The following is a 17,061-nucleotide window of genomic DNA, read 5'->3' on the forward strand; positions in this document are numbered from 1 at the left end:
CCGCCGCCTCAGCGGTGTCCTCCACGGTCACACTCACCTGGGAACGCCGCTCGGTGTCCGTGAACAGGGTCGCGGTGAGCCGTGTACAGCCCTCGCCCTGGTCGATCAGGGCGGCGGAGGGTGACAGCGTGGAACGCTCCGAGCCGCGGCGTGCGGCAAGTCATCACCTAACGGGACAGGGCGTCCCGAACAGCCTCGTCGGTGCGGCCCACGACGGCCGTTCCGTCGTCCGCCGTGATGATCGGGCGCTGGATCAGTTTCGGGTGCTCGGCGAGCGCCGTGACCCAGCGGTCACGTGACGCCTCGTCACGGGGCCAGTCCTTCAGGCCCAATTCCTTGGCGGCGGCCTCCTGGGTGCGGGTGATGTCCCACGGTTCGAGGCCGAGACGGGTGAGCACCTCGCGGATCTCGTCCTCGCTCGGTACGTCCTCCAGGTAGCGGCGGACGGTGTAGTCGGCGCCCTCGGCGTCGAGCAGGCTGATCGCGCTGCGGCACTTCGAGCAGGCCGGGTTGATCCAGATCTCCATGCCGCACACGGTAGCCCGAGGGTGCGGGAACTCGTTCGCCCCGTGTGTCACAGCGACCCCGAAAGGCCTTGTGGCCAGGGACGTTTGTCAGTGGTGGGCGGTAAAATAGAAGCATGTTCGAGGGTGTCGCCGGGGGGTCCGGACGGCGCCCTGACCGCGACAGGAGGATGCCCGTGCCCGCTGCCGCACTGAAGCCGAAGCCGTTGCCCACCCAGTCCACCGCCAAGCGGCCCGTCCTGCTCGACTCGCCGTACGAACCCGTGGAGAAGCGTCCGCTGCCGGCGGGCCGCCCCCGCGAGTGGTACGTCACGCACAACCGCCGGCTCAAGGCGATGCGGCTCGCCATCGCCCTGCTCGACTCCGGTGTCCACCTGCCCGACCAGGCCCGCAACGAGAAGATCCGCACCACGGCGCAGCTGATCGGCGTCCACCCGCCGTCGGCCACCACGTGCCACATGGTGCGGGCGTTCATGCGCTACAACCGCTGAAGCCGTCACCGTCGCCGGGCGCCCTCGTTCCATGAGGCGCCCGGCGACGCCGTGCCGCGCGCCGGCCCGGCGCTGAGGCAGTATGGGCGCGTGAGGGCATCGCCCTCATCGCGAAGTCCTCATGTTCCGGCGGTACTTGTGCCGCGGGTCACGCGGTTGCGTCCCTGCCCAAGGAGAAGGTACGACGGTTGGCTGAGGAGAGGACGGTCCCGGTCCCGTCGGCCTGGATGACGCCGTCCGGCCGCTACGGACGCGCCGTCGCCCGGGCGTGCGACACGGGTATGGCGCTGGTGGTCCTGGTGGCGGCCTGGTACTACGGCGCCGAGTACGACCTGCCGCTGGGCTGGCTGATGGCACTGTGCCTGCTGGCCCGCAGACGGTACCCCGGCACGGTCATGTCGGTCGTCCTCGCGCTGAGCGCCGTCCAGCTCGCCCTGCACGACCTCCCCGAAGAGCCGCTGGCGTCGGCACCCGCCTCGTACAACGCGGCCGTGCTGTTCGCCATGATGTCGGTCGTCCACCATTCCCGCACCACCTGGATGCCGTATCTCGCGGGCGCCGTGGTGCTGCTGGCGACGGCGGCCGGGACGGTGGGGATGCCACCCCTCGGTATCGAGCCGTTCGCCGACCTCGAAACACTCCCGATCTTCTGGGGACTGACGCTGACGGTCTGGCTGACGGCCTTCGCCCTGCACACGAGGCGCCTGTACGCCGAGAGCCAGGCGGCCCGTGCCCGGCACGCAGAGCGGGAGCAGGAGCAGCGCGTCCGGCTGGCCGCGGCCCGGGAGCGGGCCGAGATCGCCCGTGAACTGCACGACGTGGTGGCGCACAGCCTGGCCGTGATGATCCTCCAGGCCGACGGCGCCGAGTCGGTGCTGCGGAAGTCGCCGGACATGGCGGAGTCCGCGCTGAGGACGATCGCCGCCACGGGCCGGGACGCCATCGACGACATGCACCGCATCGTCCGGGTGCTGCGCGAGGGAAACCCGGACTCCGGCGACCCGGACTCCGCCGGTGGCGGCCCGCCACGGCGTCTGGTCACCCTCGACGAGATCAAGGTCGTCGCCGAACGCGCGCGGGCCGCCGGGCTGACCGTGGACGTGTCGGTCGAGGTCGGCGAAGGACGGCTGTCACCGGCGGAGGAGATGACGGCCTTCCGTATCGTCCAGGAGTGCCTCACGAACGTGCTCCGCCACGCCGGGGCCGGGGCCGGGGTCGACATCCGGCTCCATGAGGAGCGGGGCACACTGCTGATCAGTGTGGTCGACGACGGAGCGGGCACCCTCGCCGGCCGCGGCGTCGGCGGGCGTCTGGGAGGGAACGGACTCGTGGGGATGCGGGAGCGCGTGGAACTGGCCGGCGGCGGCTTCGAGGCCGGCCCCCGGCTCGGCAGCGGATGGCACGTACGTGCCTCGATTCCGACAAGGACGAAGTGATGACGCGGACGGACAGGCCGATCCGGGTGGCCGTGGTGGACGACCAGCCGCTGATCCGGGCCGGTTTCTCCATGGTGCTGGCCGGTCAGGACGACATCGAGGTCGTCGGTGAGGCGGAGAACGGGGCGGACGCTCTCGATCTGCTGCGAAAGGTCGAGGCGGACGTCGTCATCATGGACGTCCGCATGCCCGTCATGGACGGCATCCAGGCCACGGAGCAGCTGATGCGGCGTGACGACCCGCCCGGCGTGCTGGTGCTGACCACCTTCGACAACGACGAGGACGCCTTCGCGGCGCTGCGCGCCGGAGCCGGCGGCTTCCTGCTGAAGAACGCTCCCGCAGCGGAGGTCGTGAACGCCATCCGGGTCCTGGCCGCGGGGGAGTCGGTGGTGGCGCCGCGCATCACCCGGCTGCTCCTCGACCGGGTCTCCGACCGGCTGGGACCGGCCAACGGACAGGCCGAACGGCTGGACGCCCTCACCGCGCGCGAGCGGGACGTGCTCGCCCTGGTCGCCCGGGGACTGTCCAACGCCGAGATCGCGGCGGACCTGTATGTCGCGGAGGCCACGGTGAAGACGCACCTGGGCAACCTCATGGCCAAACTGCACCTGCGGGACCGCGCCCAGGCCGTCGTGTTCGCCTATGAGTCCGGACTGGTCCGTCCCTCCCCCTGAGGGGGCAGACGCGTCCCCGGGTTCTGCCCCTGAGGGGGCGGAGGCGCGGCCGGGTCCTGCCACCGAGGGTGCGGGAACCACCCCGTCCGGCGTGCCAGATCGGCGCCCCGTATCTCGGATTCGTGGCCGATGCCCGGCGGGCCGCCGAACTCCAGACTTCTCACTGTCGCCGAACGCGGCCGAGAAGACACCGGAGGACCCGATGAACGCCACGCCCACCACGCCCGCCACGCGCAACCGCAAGCGGAACCGTCTCGTCGTCGCCGCGGTCACGGCGGTGACCGCCGCGGCCCTGCTCGCCGGGGCGGCGTACTGGTGGCAGGACCGCGACGAGCTCAGCCAGGCGTCCGCCGACGACTGCCGGCTGGCGCAGCGCATCGTCACCGAGGCCGAGGAGATCTCCACCGGCCCCGTGCCGGACGCGGAGAAGTGGTGGCGGGAGACCGGCGACGAGCGCCGCGCGCAGATGAAGGACGGCTACCTCGGAGCCAAGATCTCCCGGTACGAGGGGTGGGCGCTCGAGACCGCCAGGAAGTCCCCCGAAGCGCCGTCCGCGAAGGACGTGCAGAACCTCCAGGACGAGGCGCGGGGACACTGCTCGGACTCCGGCGTCACCCTGTCCATGCCGCCGCTCGGCTCCTGACCCGGACCGCGCGGGAACCGCCCCCATGGCTCTCCACACCGCCACCGGCGGCCACTCACCGGACGACGTCATCACCGCCACCGCCCTGGTGAAGACCTACCGTCAGGGCACCTCGGAGGTACGGGCCCTCGACGAGGTGTCCGTCGGTGTCCGGCGCGCCCGGTTCACCGCCGTCGTCGGCCCCTCCGGGTCCGGGAAGTCGACACTGATGCACTGCGTCGCCGGACTCGACACCGTCACCTCCGGCAGCGTCGTCCTGGACGGAACGGAGATCACCGGGCTGCCCGACCGGCAGCTGACCCGGGTGCGCCGGGAGCGGATCGGGTTCGTCTTCCAGTCGTTCAACCTGCTGCCGCAGCTGACGGCCTACGAGAACATCGTGCTGCCCCTCACCCTGTCCGGCCGCCGGCGCCCGAACCGCGGCACGGTGGACCACATCTGCGAAGTCCTGGGCATCGCGCACCGGTTGTCGCACCGCCCCGCCGAGCTGTCCGGGGGCCAGCAGCAGCGGGTCGCCGTGGCACGGGCGCTGGTGGCCCGGCCGGCCGTGGTCTTCGCCGACGAACCCACCGGCAACCTCGACTCCCGGTCCGGAGCCGAAGTCCTCGCCATGCTGCGCCAGTCCGTCGACGACCTCGGCCAGACGGTCGTGATGGTCACCCACGACCCCGCGGCCGCGTGGTACGCCGACCGGGTACTGACTCTCGCGGACGGACGCGTGGTGAAGGACGAGCACACCGACCCCTGCGGACGGGCCGCCGCACTCGCCACCGACGTCATGGGGAGGCGGCGATGAGCACCCCGTGGCGCGCGACCGTCCTGGGCTCCCAGGTGGCGGAACTCCTCAGACGGCCCGGACGGTTCGCGGCGACCGGACTGTCGCTGCTGATCGCGGCGTTCGTCGTGTTCGGGACCGTCATGGCCCAGCAGATCATCACCGCGACCGTCGTCGAGAAGTTCCACGGAACACCCGAAGCGGTGTCGGTCGTGGTCACACCCGGCGACGACGGGGAGGACATCGGCGAGGACCGCCTCCGGGAGATCCGGAGGACACCCTCGGTCACCGAGGCCGTCGGCCGGATCGACGGCGGCAGCCCGCTGGACGGCAGCGCCGTCGAACGCTACCTCGAACTCTCCGCGGACCCGGGCAGCGGTGCCCTGGCGAAAGTACGGCTGCTGGAGGGCACGTACCCCGCCGGCCCCGGCCGGCTCGCCGTGAACACGCGGGCCGCGCGGGAGTACGGTCTCGCTCCGGGATCGTCGCTCACCCTGCTGCGGCCCGAAAGCGACGGCGACGGCACCCGCCGGGTGACGGTCGAGGTCAGCGGCATCGTCCGCGGCACCGACACGAACGACGCGCGGCCCACCGGATACGCCCCCGGACCCCAACTCGCGGAGCTGCTCGGCGTGTCGGGGTATTCCCGCATCGACATCCGAACCGACACAGCGTCCGCCGGGTCCTTTGGGTCCGCCGGGTCCTCCGCGTCCGCCGGGTCCGCCGTGTCCGGTTCCGCGTCGGCGGAGCCGGCGGAGCGGATCCGGCAGGCGGTGCCCGGAGCGCTGGTGCGGTCCGGGAACGAGGTGCGGGACCAGGAGGCCCGGGAGGCGGTGACGGAGGCCAAGGACGTCCTGGAACTGGTCACCGTCTTCCTCACCGTCGCCGTCGGCGCGGCAGCCCTCGTGGCTACCTCCACCTTCCGCATCGTCTTCGCACGGCGCGTGCGCCAGCTGGCGCTGCTGCGCGCCATCGGGGCGAGTCCGCGACGGCTCGCCGCCGCGCTCGTCGCCGAAGGGGCGGTGGTCGGCCTGCTGGCCGGCGCGACCGGGGTCCTGGCGGCCTGGGGCTGCGGGCAGCTCGTCCCGCCGCTCGCCCGGCGGCTGGGGCACGAGCTGTTCGCCCCCTCCGGCCTCCCGCTGACGGAGGCCGTTCTCACCGTCGCCGGCACCGGCCTGCTGGCGGTCCTGGCGGTCCTGGCCCCGTCCCTGAGCGCCTCACGGGTCTCCCCGCTGGAGGCCCTGCGCGGCGCGGCGGCCGGGGAGGGCACGGCGAGCGGCGTCGGCCGGACCCTGCTGGGCCTGCTGTGCGCGGCGGGCGCCGCGTTCCTCGCCCGGCAGCAGTACGTCGGGCTGCCCCGGCCGGGCGACACGGAGTACGACCGGTTCGCGGCGCTGACCCTCGTGGTGCTCTCGGGCGGGCTGGCCTTCCTGGCCCTGATCGCGCTCGGCCCCCGACTGGTCCGGCCGGTGCTGTCGGCCGTCGCCGTCCCACTGCGCCGCACCGGCGCGGCCGGCCGGCTCGCGGTCGCGGGAGTGGGCGGCGCGCCGGGCAGGGCGGCCTCGGTCTCGGTCGTCGTGGCGCTCGGCGTCTGCCTGGTCGGCTCGACCCTGACCTGCCTCGCCTCCCTGAGCGCCTACGAGCGGTACCGGCAGGCGGTGGCGGCGCCCGCCGACTTCTCCCTGTACGCCAGGGACACCACGTCGCTGGACCGGTCGCTCGCCGCCGATCTGGCCTCCCACCCCGAACTCACCGACGTGACCGCGTTCCGCACGGCGGAGGTCGTCGAGAGCACCCGCGGCGCGACGGTCTCCGACCTCGACCTCGACACCGTCCGCTCCGGTGTGAGCCTGACCGCCCGTACCGGCTCCCTCGGCGTCCTCGAACCCGCCCACGTCGTCGTGGACGCCGACCACGCCCACCGGCTCGGCGTCCGGGCGGGCGACCGTGTGACGCTGGAGTTCGAGGGCCGCCCCGTCCACCTCACCGTGGCGGCGACGCTGCCCGGAGCCGGCCCCTACGGAGGGAACTTCTTCGTCACCGCCGCGGATCTCACCCGTATGGGAGCGGATGCGGCGCCGACCATGGTCACCGCCAACGCCTCGCAGGACGGCGCTCAGGGGCGGATACGCGCACAGCGGGCCATCACCGACACGTTGACCGGACCGGAGCGCGGCGACGGCCGGGTCATGGCCGAGGAGCCGGCCGGACCGGCCGAGGGGTCGGACGACCTGCGGACGATGGCCACCACAGTGATCATGGTCCTGGGTCTGACCGTCCTGGTGGCGGTCGCCGGTGTCGCGACGACGGCGAGCCTCACCGTCGTCGAACGCAGGCGCGAGTTCGGGCTGTTGCGGGCCCTGGGGCTCAGCGGAGCGGCCGTGCACCGCATGGTCACGGTGGAGTGCGCGCTCTACGGAGTACTGGGCGGGATCCTCGGTCTGGCCCTGGGCATGCCGTACTCCTGGCTGGTGGTCCGTGTCGCCGAGGCGAGCGCCCCGTTCAGCGTGCCGGCCGGGGAACTCGCGGCGGTCTTCACCGCCCTCGTCCTGGTGACGGCCGCCGCGGGAATGGTGCCCGCCCTCCGCGCCTCCCGGACCCCACCGACGGTCGCCGTCGCCCGGAGCGAGTAGTTCCCTCGGGTGTCGGGCGTCACTGTCGCCGTCGTCGCGGCGCCCCGCCCCGAGGCGCCTACGCCGACAGCTCACGCTCCAAGGGCGTCCGGAACCGCGGAGTGACCCGTGTCGCCCCGACCCAGGACCCCAGCCGTTCCGCCTCCGCCGCGATCGCGGCCTCCGCCTCACGACCGGTCCCCTCGCCGCCGGTCCCGCCGCCCTCCAGGATCCGCCAGACGATCTCGCCGTCGGCCCGCTGGGCCCAGCCGCCGATCACGCGGCCGTTCCACCACACCGTCGGGCCGACGTTGCCGCTGCGGTCGAAGAGCATCGGCCGCAGCTCGGGCGCGAGGTACCAGTCCCGGTGCTGCCAGGCCATCGCCGTCGGATCCAGGGCCGGCAGCAGCGCCGCCCACGGCTCCGCGGGCCCGGCGGCCGGACCGGCGTCGCCGGCGACCACGTACCCCGTGCCGTCGTCCAGCGACACCGCCTCCGCGCCGATCGCGGCCAGCGCCCGGCGCACCTCCGTCACCCGCCACCCCGTCCACCACTTCAGGTCGTCCTCGGTCGCCGGCCCGCACGCCGCCAGCCACCCCCGCAACAGCTCGGCCTGCGCCCCGGCCGTCTCCAGCTCGGGATGCTCGGGCGCCGGTGCCCAGCGGAACTGGCTGGACGTCCACGAGCCCAGCGGGCGCCCCCGGACGACCTTGCCCTCCACCCCCAGCACCTTCAGCAGCCGGGTGGAGACGGTGTGCACGCCCTCGTAGCTCTTCCCGGCCGCGTACACGAACCGCTCCTTCAGGCGTGGCTCGTCCCGGGCCAGCTCGGCGGCCGTCGCCTGGCCGCGCCGGGTCAGCGCGGCCAGTGCCGACTCCTCGACCTCCGTCAGCCAGGCCGCGTCCGGCGCCCCGGCCGCCGCCATCTGCTTGAGCAGCGAGGCCCGCTCCCGGGCGGCGACCGAGAGGCCGGTCGAGGCGTGTACGACCGCGGTCAGCTCCGTCGGGAACACGAACACGGTGTGCCGCATGCCGTGCATCCGGACCAGCGCCCCGTCCTCGTACAGCGCGCGCTCCGTCTCGCCCACGGTCTTCGCCGCGTCCGCCAGCCGGGCGCCGACGGCCAGGTACACCGTCGCGGGGTCGGTGCCGTGCAGGGCGGTCAGCGAACCGGCGACCTCCTCCGGGCTTCCCGCCCGCGCCTCACCCGCCAGCCGCTGCCGCAGCGCGAGCCGGTCCCGTCGCTCCGCCGTCCCGATGTGCCGCCGTCCGTCACTCATACCGGCCTCCGCCCGCCGCGTCGCGTCCTGGTACGGCCATCGTGCCCGACGCCACTGACAACGCCGGGCCGGACGGAGCGGGGCGGGCGCTCCGGCTCGGTGGTCGGTCTAGGGGGTGTCGTTTGGATCAGGTCGGCTCCAGGAAACGGCGCCTTGCAGCGGAGCCGAGCGGGGTCTGGTGCGTGCAGCTGCAAGGCGGAGGAGGGCGACAGGGCGGAGCCCTGGCAACCGACGACAACGCCGCTGGGGGCACCTCCCACGCCCTTCAGGCAGTGGGGGAGTGCGTGCCAGACCCCGCGACCCCGGCAAGATCCAAACGACACCCCCTAGTAGGGCGTCCGGTAGTTGATGTACCCGAGCAGGACGATCACCGCGGCCACGCAGCCCAGCACCACGACGGTCGACACCCAGGACGACCGGCGTCCGCGCCCCACGTGCTCCGGATCGGCGCGGAAGGGGACCGGTCCGGGCGGGTTCTCCTTCCAGCGCGCGGCGAGCATCCGGGCGCGTGCGGAGGGTTCCTTGTGCTCGGCACCGTCGGCCCACTTGATGTCGAACTCGCGTTCCTGATCGTCCCGTTCGGACATCGCCGGTCCCTCTCCCCGTCCCCTGACTCGAACAACCGTGTCAGTAAACATGATCCCGGGTCGGGTTCCCCCTGTGAAGCTTTTCGGCCACCGAACCATCGAGTCACCGAGGCTTTCGGGGTCCGGACGCTGTCAGGCCGGGCGGATGTGAGTGATGCCTAGTGCCGGATCAGGCCGTCGACCGGGACAGGAGCGACATGGCCGGTTGCCGGAAGGGTCCGGGCAAGCGAGAGGCCGACGTCGACCAGCGATGACCGGCGCAGGCCGGCGACATCGGAGATCTCGGTCCAGACCGACTCGGCGATGTCCCCGTCCGGCTCGGGCCGGAGCCGGCCGCCGGTGATGCGGACCCGGTAGAAGACGCCGACGTTCTGGTGTTCGACTCCCGCTCGGGCCTCGGCCGCGGGGATCACTCGTGAGTCCACTCCGATCAGGCGATCCACCACCGCGGTGCAACCTGTCTCCTCGGCGACCTCACGGATCACCGCATCGAACGGATCCTCCCCGTGCTCGACCCGGCCGCCCGGAAGAGTCCAGGTGGTCTCGCCCGCTGGTGGCACGTGGCGGGCGAGCAGCACTCGCCCGTCCTCGATGCACACGGCATACGCCGCCAACCGAAAACTCATCCCCCGCACCTCTTCCCGGGACCCTGTCCGACGTCCGGGATCCGCCGCCGCGGGCACCGTGTCCGACGTCATCGAAGAGCCGAAGCGAACCGGCGAGGGCCGCTCCCCCGACTGTGGGGAGCGGCCCTCGCGGCGTCCTGCGGCGTCCCGACACCAGGCCAGGGAACCGGCCGGGTGGTGCACACCCGGTGCACAGGCGGGCTGCCTGGGTTCCAGTCCAGGCAGCCCGACCCGGGCGTCGGTCACACGTCGAAGTACATCTCGAACTCGTGCGGGTGCGGACGCAGCTGCAGCGGCGCGATCTCGTTGGCGCGCTTGAAGTCGATCCACGTCTCGATCAGGTCCGGCGTGAAGACGTCGCCCTGGAGGAGGAACTCGTGGTCGGCCTCCAGGCGGTCCAGGACCGCGCCCAGCGAGGTCGGGACCTGGGCCACGTTCGCGTGCTCCTCGGGAGCCAGCTCGTAGAGGTCCTTGTCGATCGGCTCGGCCGGCTCGATCTTGTTCTTGATGCCGTCCAGGCCCGCGAGGAGCAGGGCCGAGAAGGCCAGGTACGGGTTGCCGGAGGCGTCCGGCGCGCGGAACTCGACGCGCTTGGCCTTCGGGTTCGAGCCCGTGATCGGGATACGCATCGCGGCGGAGCGGTTGCGCTGCGAGTACACCAGGTTCACCGGCGCCTCGAAGCCCGGCACCAGGCGGTGGTAGGAGTTCACCGTCGGGTTGGTGAAGGCCAGCAGCGACGGGGCGTGCTTGAGGATGCCGCCGATGTAGTAGCGGGCCATGTCCGACAGGCCGGCGTAGCCCTGCTCGTCGTAGAAGAGCGGGTCGCCGCCCGACCACAGCGACTGGTGGACGTGCATGCCCGAGCCGTTGTCGCCGAAGATCGGCTTCGGCATGAAGGTCGCCGTCTTGCCGTTCTTCCAGGCCACGTTCTTCACGATGTACTTGAAGAGCTGGAGGTCGTCGGCGGCGGCGAGCAGCGTGTTGAACTTGTAGTTGATCTCGGCCTGGCCGGCGGTGCCCACCTCGTGGTGCTGGCGCTCGACCTGGAGTCCGGAGCGCTCCAGCTCCAGGGAGATCTCGGCGCGCAGGTCGGCGAAGTGGTCGACCGGCGGGACCGGGAAGTAGCCGCCCTTGTAGCGGACCTTGTAACCGCGGTTGTCCTCCACCGCGCCGGTGTTCCAGGCGCCGGCCTCGGAGTCGATGTGGTAGAAGGACTCGTTCGCGCTGGTGGCGAAGCGGACGGAGTCGAAGACGTAGAACTCCGCCTCCGGACCGAAGAACGCCGTGTCGGCGATGCCGGTGGAGGCGAGGTAGGCCTCGGCCTTCTTCGCCACGTTCCGCGGGTCGCGGGAGTACTGCTCGCCCGTGATCGGGTCGTGGATGAAGAAGTTGATGTTGAGGGTCTTGTCCCGGCGGAACGGGTCGAGGCGCGCGGTGGACAGGTCGGGGCGCAGGGACATGTCCGACTCGTGGATGGCCTGGAAGCCGCGGATCGAGGATCCGTCGAAGGCCTGCTCGTCGTCGGGGTCGAACGCCTGGGCGGGCAACGTGAAGTGCTGCATGACGCCCGGGAGGTCGCAGAACCGGACGTCGACGAACTTGACGTCCTCATCGGCGATGTACTTCTTGACGTCGTCGGCGTTCTGGAACATCCAGCTCCTCCTACTCCCGACCGTCCCGCCGGGGTGGTAGATCGTTCGTGCGGCCAGTGCGGGTGGCACACGCTTCCTCGACCCTAGGGACGGGTGATTTCTCGGGCGTGACCCATTTGTTTCGCAGAAGTTAACCGGCTCACTTCCAGCGTAGGCCTCATCCGGACCCGCCACACCCCGCCGTACGCCGGTCATATACGGGCGCAGTACCGTGGACGGGTGGACAACAGGCAAGCAATCGGATCGTGGCTTTCCGGGCCGCGCGCGGCCATCGAAGGGGCCGGCGCCGATCTCGGATACCGGGGTGAGCAGCTCGGTCTGCCGGAGGACGGGCCGGGCTCGATCGCCCGGCCGGGCAGGCGGCTCGGCGCGCTGGCCGTCGACTGGGGCCTGTGCCTCCTGATCGCATACGGCCTGATCACGGACGGCTACGGGCAGGCGACCGGCAACTGGGCCCTGCTGATCTACTTCGTACTGAGCGTGCTGACCGTCGGCACGGTCGGCTTCACCCCGGGCAAGCGCCTCTTCGGCCTGCGGGTGGTGGAGCTGGGCACGGGCCGCCCCAGCCCGGCGCGTGCCCTGCTGCGCTCGGTCCTGCTGTGCCTCGCCCTCCCGGCGCTGATCTGGGACCGCGACGGCCGCGGCCTGCACGACCGGGTGGCGCGCACCGTGGAAGTACGGATCTGACGCCCCGAGCCCCACGGCGATCGCGGGCGGTACGACGATCGGGCGGTACGACGATGGGGGCGCCCGGAGCCACGCGGCGGAAGCCGCACATCGGCTGAGTCGGGCGCCCCCATCGCCGTACCGGCGTGTCGGAGTCCTGCGGGGTCAGCGCTGCCTGGGGTTGCCGCCCTTGGGCATGCGCATGCCCTTCGGCATCGGGCCCTTGGGCAGCGGCATGTTGCTCATCAGGTCGCCCAGCGCGCGCAGTCGGTCGTTGGTCACGGTGACCTGCGGGCCGGACAGGACGCGGGGGAGCTTGAGCATGGTCGTGCGGAGCTTCTTCAGCTCGACCTGGCCCTCGCCGGTGCCCACGACCAGATCGTGCACGGGCACGTCGGCCACGATGCGGTTCATCTTCTTCTTCTCGGCGGCGAGCAGGGACTTCACCCGGTTCGGGTTGCCCTCCGCCACCAGCACGATGCCGGCCTTGCCGACCGCGCGGTGCACCACGTCCTGGTTGCGGTTCATCGCCACCGCGGGCGTGGTCGTCCAGTTCCGGCCGATGTTGTCCAGCACGGCCGCCGCCGCGCCCGGCTGGCCCTCCATCTGACCGAAGGCCGCCCGCTCGGCCCGGCGCCCGAAGACGATCGCCGTCGCGAGGAAGGCGAGCAGCAGGCCCAGGATGCCGAGATAGATGGGGTGACCGATCAAGAAACCGATCGCGAGGAAGACACCGAAGACGACGATGCCGACACCCGCGAGTACAAGACCGATCTTTTTGTCGGCCTTGCGGGTCATCTTGTAGGTCAGAGCGATCTGCTTCAGTCGCCCGGGATTCGCAGCGTCCGCTGCAGGTTCCTTCCTCGCCATGACAGGAAGTCTACGTGCCCCCGAAAGCGCCGACGACGGCAGTGCCCGGCGCGAGGAGACGGGACGGGCGGCGGGGGAGACGGGACGGGTGCCTGGGCGGGGGCGGAGGCGTCGTCAGGGGCGGCCGGCGACGGACTGCCCGAGGACGCGCTCCGTCTCGATCCGGTCCTTGGCGCGGCGCCGGTCCTCCAGCACGGAGGTCCAGGCGTTGCGCCGGGCGGTGCGCTGGCCACCGCTCATCAGCAGCGACTCGACGGCGCGCAGGGCGGTGGTGAACGACGGGATGGCGGTGGCGCGAACGGCGGTGGCGCGAACGGGCGCGGCCTGCATCGTGGAGGTCCCCCTCGGTACGGCTCCGGGCACGGAGACGGGTGTACGTGGTGTGATTTCAGGGTCACTGATTGGTGTTACCAGGGCGTGACCCGCCGGTCAAACGGACATGAAGCCGCGATGCCGGAGGCCGAAACGGCGCCGCGGCCCCGACCGGTGCCCTCATCTGCGAGGACGGTCGGGACCGCGGCATCTCGGCCATTACTGGCGAGTAGTGACTTGTGCGTGAATTCACACGGTGGCGGACCGCCGCTGCTCCATGGCCATTCCGTAGAGCCGTCCGGCCCGGTACGACGAACGCACCAGCGGGCCCGACATCACGCCGGAGAAGCCGATCTGCTCGGCCTCCTGCTGCAGCTCCACGAACTCGTGCGGCTTGACCCAGCGCTCCACGGGGTGGTGGCGCACCGACGGGCGGAGGTACTGCGTGATGGTGATCAGCTCGCAACCGGCCTCGTGCAGCTGCCGCAGCGCCTCGCTGATCTCCTCACGGGTCTCGCCCATGCCGAGGATCAGGTTCGACTTCGTGACCAGACCGTAGTCGCGAGCGTCGGTGATGACCTTCAGGGAGCGCTCGTAGCGGAAGCCGGGGCGGATGCGCTTGAAGATCCGGGGGACCGTCTCGACGTTGTGCGCGAAGACCTCGGGTCGGGAGGCGAAGACCTCCTGGAGGAGCTCCGGCACCGCGTTGAAGTCGGGGGCGAGCAGCTCGACCTTGGTCCGGCCCTCCTCGCGCGCCGCCGTCTGCTGGTGGATCTGGCGGACCGTCTCGGCGTACAGCCAGGCGCCGCCGTCCGGCAGGTCGTCACGGGCGACACCGGTGATGGTCGCGTAGTTCAGGTCCATGGTGACCACGGACTCGCCGACCCGGCGCGGCTCGTCACGGTCGAGCGCCTCGGGCTTGCCGGTGTCGATCTGGCAGAAGTCACAGCGCCGGGTGCACTGGTCGCCGCCGATGAGGAAGGTCGCCTCGCGGTCCTCCCAGCACTCGTAGATGTTGGGGCAGCCGGCTTCCTGACAGACGGTGTGCAGGCCCTCGCTCTTCACGAGGTTCTGCATCTTGGTGTACTCGGGACCCATTTTCGCCCGGGTCTTGATCCACTCGGGCTTGCGCTCGATGGGGGTCTGGCTGTTGCGGACCTCCAGGCGCAGCATCTTGCGTCCGTCGGGTGCGACTGCGGACACGACCGGCTCCCTAGCGTTTGATTCTTCGGCGCCTTTAAGCGTACGCCCGTTGATTTGAATGCCCGGCGAGGGTGCTGGCCTCGCTGGGGGCTGCCGCCCCCAGGCCCCCGCTTCGGCCTGAACGGCCTTGTCCTCAAACGCCGGACCGGCTGGATTTATGCCGCCGGCGCTGCTTCAGGCCGGCGTCTTCTCGATCACCCGCGGCTTCAGGTCCGCGTTCTCCAGTACGTCGCGCAGGTGGCGTTCGGCCACCGGGAGTACGTCCTCGATGGTCACGTCCCGGCCGAGTTCGTTCGCCAGGGAGGCGACGCCCGCGTCGCGGATGCCGCACGGGATGATCCTGTCGAACCACTTGTTGTCGGGGTTCACGTTCAGGGCGAAGCCGTGCATGGTGACGCCCTTGGCGACCCGGATGCCGATCGCGGCGATCTTGCGGTCCTCGCGGCGCTGCCCCGCGTTGGACGGGGCGTACTCCGGCCCGTTCATCCGCGGGTCGAACTCGTCGTCGGTCAGCCGGGGGTCGAAGTCCAGGGACAGCCCGCCGAGCGCCGGGCGCCGTTCGACAGGGTCGCCGAGGACCCACACCCCGCTGCGGCCCTCGACCCGGCTGGTCTCCAGGCCGAACTCCGCGCAGGTGCGGATCAGGGCCTCCTCCAGCCGCCGTACGTGCGCCACCACGTCCACCGGACGCGGGAGCTTCTGGATCGGGTAGCCCACCAGCTGGCCCGGACCGTGCCAGGTGATCTTGCCGCCGCGGTCCACGTCGACGACCGGCGTGCCGTCCAGCGGGCGCTCGCTGTCCTCGGTGCGCCGGCCGGCGGTGTAGACCGGCGGGTGTTCGAGGAGCAGCACCGTGTCGGGGACCTCGTCGGCGAACCGCGCGGCGTGCACCCGGCGCTGCTCGTCCCACGCCTCCTGGTACTCGACGCGTTCGGCACCGAATCCCATTCGGACGAACCGCAGCTCACTCACGGCAAGTGCCTCCCTGGAAGGTCGTAAGGCACGAACCGTGCCCACGCCACTGTACGACCGCCCGTTCGTCGTCAGCCGGGCGGGCAATCCTCACACGATCGGATGAATGCCGGGCGAATTGTGCGATCAGGCGCTTACTCTCCGCTACATTCGCGCCGTTCACGAGGCCATAAGGGCTGCTCATAGGCGCTCCGGGCACATCGAACGGCCCGGAAGGCAGGAGACCGCACCGCACCATGACGGAACGACCCGCGCAGCGCACCCCCAACCGCCAGCTCGCCGCGCTCATCGCCGAAGCGGGGTTCTCCAACGCGGGTCTCGCGCGTCGCGTCGACCAGCTCGGACTCGAACACGGCCTGGACCTGAGATACGACAAGACGTCCGTCACCCGGTGGCTGCGCGGCCAGCAGCCACGCGGCACCACCCCGGCCCTGATCGCCGAGGTCTTCACCCGGCGCCTGGGCCGCCGCCTCACCGCCCAGGACCTCGGCCTGGACGCCTGTGCGCCCGTCTACGCGGGACTGGAGTTCGCCGCGGGCCCGGAGGAGGCCATCGACATCGTCGGCGGGCTGTGGCGCAAGGACTCCGGCAGCCACGCCGAACTGCGCAAGATCGCCTTCACCCCGGCGGGTCTCGTCGTGCCCAGCCGGGACTGGCTCATCGGCCGCGCCGACGAGAAGGTGGCGCGCACCGAGGTGCCCGTCCGCATCCCCGCCCAGGGCCGCCCGGCGGCCCCCAGGGTCGCCGTCCCGCTCGACCCGTCCCGCCGGCGGGCCCCGGCCGAGCGCGGCCCCGGCCAGAAGGTCACCGGCGGCGACCTCGCCGCGCTGCGCTCGGTCGGCGAGCTGTTCCGCAGCCTGGACGACCGGTACGGCGGCGGACACGCCCGCCAGGCCCTCGTGCGCTACCTGGAACACGAGCTGGAGCCGATGCTGCGCGGCACCTACGGCGAGCAGACCGGCCGCCGGCTGTTCGCCGCCGCCGCCGACCTGACCCGCCTCGCGGGCTGGACCTCGTACGACATCGCCGCGCACGGACTCGCCCAGCGCTACTTCGTGCAGGCGCTGCGGCTGTCGCAGGCGGCGGGGGACCGGTCGTACGGCTCCTATGTGCTGGTCACCATGAGCCGCCAGGCCGTCTACCTGGGGCACGGGCGCGAGGCCGTACAGCTCGCGCGGGTGGCGCAGCAGGGGGTGGGGACCTCCGCGCCGCCGGTCGTGCAGACGCTGCTGCACGCCGCCGAGGCGCGGGCGCACGGCCTGCTCGGCGAGGTGCGGGCCTGCACCGCCTCGCTGGTCAGGGCGGAGCGCGCCCTGGAGACCGCCCGGCCCGGCGACGAGGTGCCGCACTGGGCGCGCTTCTTCGACGAGGCGCAGCTCGCCGACGAGTTCGGGCACTGCCACCGCGACCTCCAGCAGTTCCGCGCCGCCGCCCAGCACGCGGAACGCTCACTGCAGCTGCGCGCCCCCGTCTACGCCCGCAGCCGGCTGTTCTGCCGGGTCGTCCTGGCCACCGCCCGCCTCGGCCTCGGGGAACTCGACCAGGCCTGCCAGCTGGCCGCCGAGGCGGCCGGGCAGGCGGCCGAGATGCGGTCGGTGCGGGCGGCGGAGTACGTACGCGACTTCGAACGGCGCCTGGAGCCGTACCGGGACGCGGCGCCGGTGCGGGGGTACCGGGACAAGGTGGCGGCGCTGGGATAGCCGGGGTCGCGAGTCGCCGGCCGCCCGGGCCCCGGGCAG

Annotated in this window: 17 protein-coding genes; 8 read left to right on the forward strand and 9 right to left on the reverse strand. The window is 72.0% G+C overall.

Annotated features, from left to right (window positions below; genetic code table 11):
- Positions 1 to 167: 167 nt before the first annotated feature.
- Positions 168 to 527: an arsenate reductase family protein gene (locus tag QC283_RS24060; RefSeq protein WP_279563725.1), complete on the reverse strand. Its 360-nt coding sequence runs from the start codon at positions 525 to 527 to the stop codon at positions 168 to 170.
- Between the two features lie 173 nt (positions 528 to 700).
- On the opposite strand from QC283_RS24060, the gene QC283_RS24065 reads away from it, so the two are divergent.
- From QC283_RS24065 to QC283_RS24090, 6 genes are all read left to right on the forward strand, one after another.
- Positions 701 to 1,015 carry a hypothetical protein gene (locus QC283_RS24065; protein WP_279563726.1) on the forward strand — a complete coding sequence of 105 codons (315 nt, stop codon included), beginning with the start codon at positions 701 to 703 and terminating at the stop codon, positions 1,013 to 1,015.
- Positions 1,016 to 1,203: 188 nt separating this feature from the next.
- Positions 1,204 to 2,451 carry a sensor histidine kinase gene (locus QC283_RS24070; RefSeq protein ID WP_279563727.1) on the forward strand — a complete coding sequence of 416 codons (1,248 nt, stop codon included), beginning with the start codon at positions 1,204 to 1,206 and terminating at the stop codon, positions 2,449 to 2,451.
- Complete coding sequence (locus QC283_RS24075) at positions 2,451 to 3,125, forward strand: response regulator transcription factor (RefSeq protein ID WP_279563728.1); 675 nt, start codon at positions 2,451 to 2,453, stop codon at positions 3,123 to 3,125. The genes QC283_RS24070 and QC283_RS24075 overlap by 1 nt, the downstream gene beginning before the upstream one ends.
- Positions 3,126 to 3,327: 202 nt before the next feature.
- Positions 3,328 to 3,768, forward strand: a complete 441-nt coding sequence (locus tag QC283_RS24080; protein ID WP_279563729.1) for a hypothetical protein — start codon at positions 3,328 to 3,330, stop codon at positions 3,766 to 3,768.
- Between the two features lie 25 nt (positions 3,769 to 3,793).
- Positions 3,794 to 4,564, forward strand: a complete 771-nt coding sequence (locus QC283_RS24085; RefSeq protein WP_279563730.1) for an ABC transporter ATP-binding protein — start codon at positions 3,794 to 3,796, stop codon at positions 4,562 to 4,564.
- Positions 4,561 to 7,176 carry an ABC transporter permease gene (locus QC283_RS24090; RefSeq protein WP_279563731.1) on the forward strand — a complete coding sequence of 872 codons (2,616 nt, stop codon included), beginning with the start codon at positions 4,561 to 4,563 and terminating at the stop codon, positions 7,174 to 7,176. The genes QC283_RS24085 and QC283_RS24090 overlap by 4 nt, the downstream gene beginning before the upstream one ends.
- 58 nt (positions 7,177 to 7,234) lie before the next feature.
- Here the strand turns inward: QC283_RS24090 and QC283_RS24095 are convergent, their stop codons facing one another.
- The 4 genes from QC283_RS24095 to glnA all read right to left on the reverse strand — a co-directional run bounded on the left by QC283_RS24095 (position 7,235) and on the right by glnA (position 11,299).
- A complete protein-coding gene (locus QC283_RS24095; RefSeq protein ID WP_279563732.1) occupies positions 7,235 to 8,434 on the reverse strand; it encodes a winged helix DNA-binding domain-containing protein in 1,200 nt (399 codons plus the stop codon).
- A 326-nt stretch (positions 8,435 to 8,760) separates the two neighbouring features.
- On the reverse strand, positions 8,761 to 9,021 hold the full coding sequence (locus QC283_RS24100) for an SCO2583/SCO2584 N-terminal domain-containing protein (protein WP_279563733.1): 261 nt from the start codon (positions 9,019 to 9,021) through the stop codon (positions 8,761 to 8,763).
- 158 nt (positions 9,022 to 9,179) lie between these two features.
- Positions 9,180 to 9,647 carry an NUDIX hydrolase gene (locus QC283_RS24105; protein ID WP_279563734.1) on the reverse strand — a complete coding sequence of 156 codons (468 nt, stop codon included), beginning with the start codon at positions 9,645 to 9,647 and terminating at the stop codon, positions 9,180 to 9,182.
- Between the two features lie 242 nt (positions 9,648 to 9,889).
- Entirely contained in the window at positions 9,890 to 11,299 is a 1,410-nt protein-coding gene (glnA, locus tag QC283_RS24110) for a type I glutamate--ammonia ligase (RefSeq protein WP_279563735.1), read from the reverse strand.
- A 219-nt stretch (positions 11,300 to 11,518) separates the two neighbouring features.
- Between glnA and QC283_RS24115 the strand changes: the two genes are divergently transcribed.
- A complete protein-coding gene (locus QC283_RS24115) occupies positions 11,519 to 11,986 on the forward strand; it encodes an RDD family protein (RefSeq protein ID WP_279563736.1) in 468 nt (155 codons plus the stop codon).
- A gap of 144 nt (positions 11,987 to 12,130) precedes the next feature.
- Here QC283_RS24115 and QC283_RS24120 read toward each other — a convergent pair whose 3' ends face one another.
- The 4 genes from QC283_RS24120 to lipB form a co-directional block, all read right to left on the reverse strand.
- Positions 12,131 to 12,835 (reverse strand): DUF4191 domain-containing protein, encoded by a 705-nt coding sequence (locus QC283_RS24120; protein WP_279563737.1) that lies wholly within the window; start codon positions 12,833 to 12,835, stop codon positions 12,131 to 12,133.
- 114 nt (positions 12,836 to 12,949) lie between these two features.
- Positions 12,950 to 13,165 carry an SCO2195 family GlnR-regulated protein gene (locus tag QC283_RS24125; RefSeq protein ID WP_279563769.1) on the reverse strand — a complete coding sequence of 72 codons (216 nt, stop codon included), beginning with the start codon at positions 13,163 to 13,165 and terminating at the stop codon, positions 12,950 to 12,952.
- 231 nt (positions 13,166 to 13,396) lie between these two features.
- A complete protein-coding gene (gene lipA / locus QC283_RS24130) occupies positions 13,397 to 14,350 on the reverse strand; it encodes a lipoyl synthase (protein ID WP_279563738.1) in 954 nt (317 codons plus the stop codon).
- A 174-nt stretch (positions 14,351 to 14,524) separates the two neighbouring features.
- A complete protein-coding gene (gene lipB, locus QC283_RS24135) occupies positions 14,525 to 15,322 on the reverse strand; it encodes a lipoyl(octanoyl) transferase LipB (protein ID WP_279563739.1) in 798 nt (265 codons plus the stop codon).
- Positions 15,323 to 15,558: 236 nt separating this feature from the next.
- On the opposite strand from lipB, the gene QC283_RS24140 reads away from it, so the two are divergent.
- Positions 15,559 to 17,022 carry a regulator gene (locus QC283_RS24140; RefSeq protein WP_279563740.1) on the forward strand — a complete coding sequence of 488 codons (1,464 nt, stop codon included), beginning with the start codon at positions 15,559 to 15,561 and terminating at the stop codon, positions 17,020 to 17,022.
- The last annotated feature ends 39 nt before the right edge of the window (positions 17,023 to 17,061 follow it).

It is taken from the genome of Streptomyces sp. DH41 (assembly GCF_029813785.1).
GTDB lineage: Bacteria > Actinomycetota > Actinomycetes > Streptomycetales > Streptomycetaceae > Streptomyces.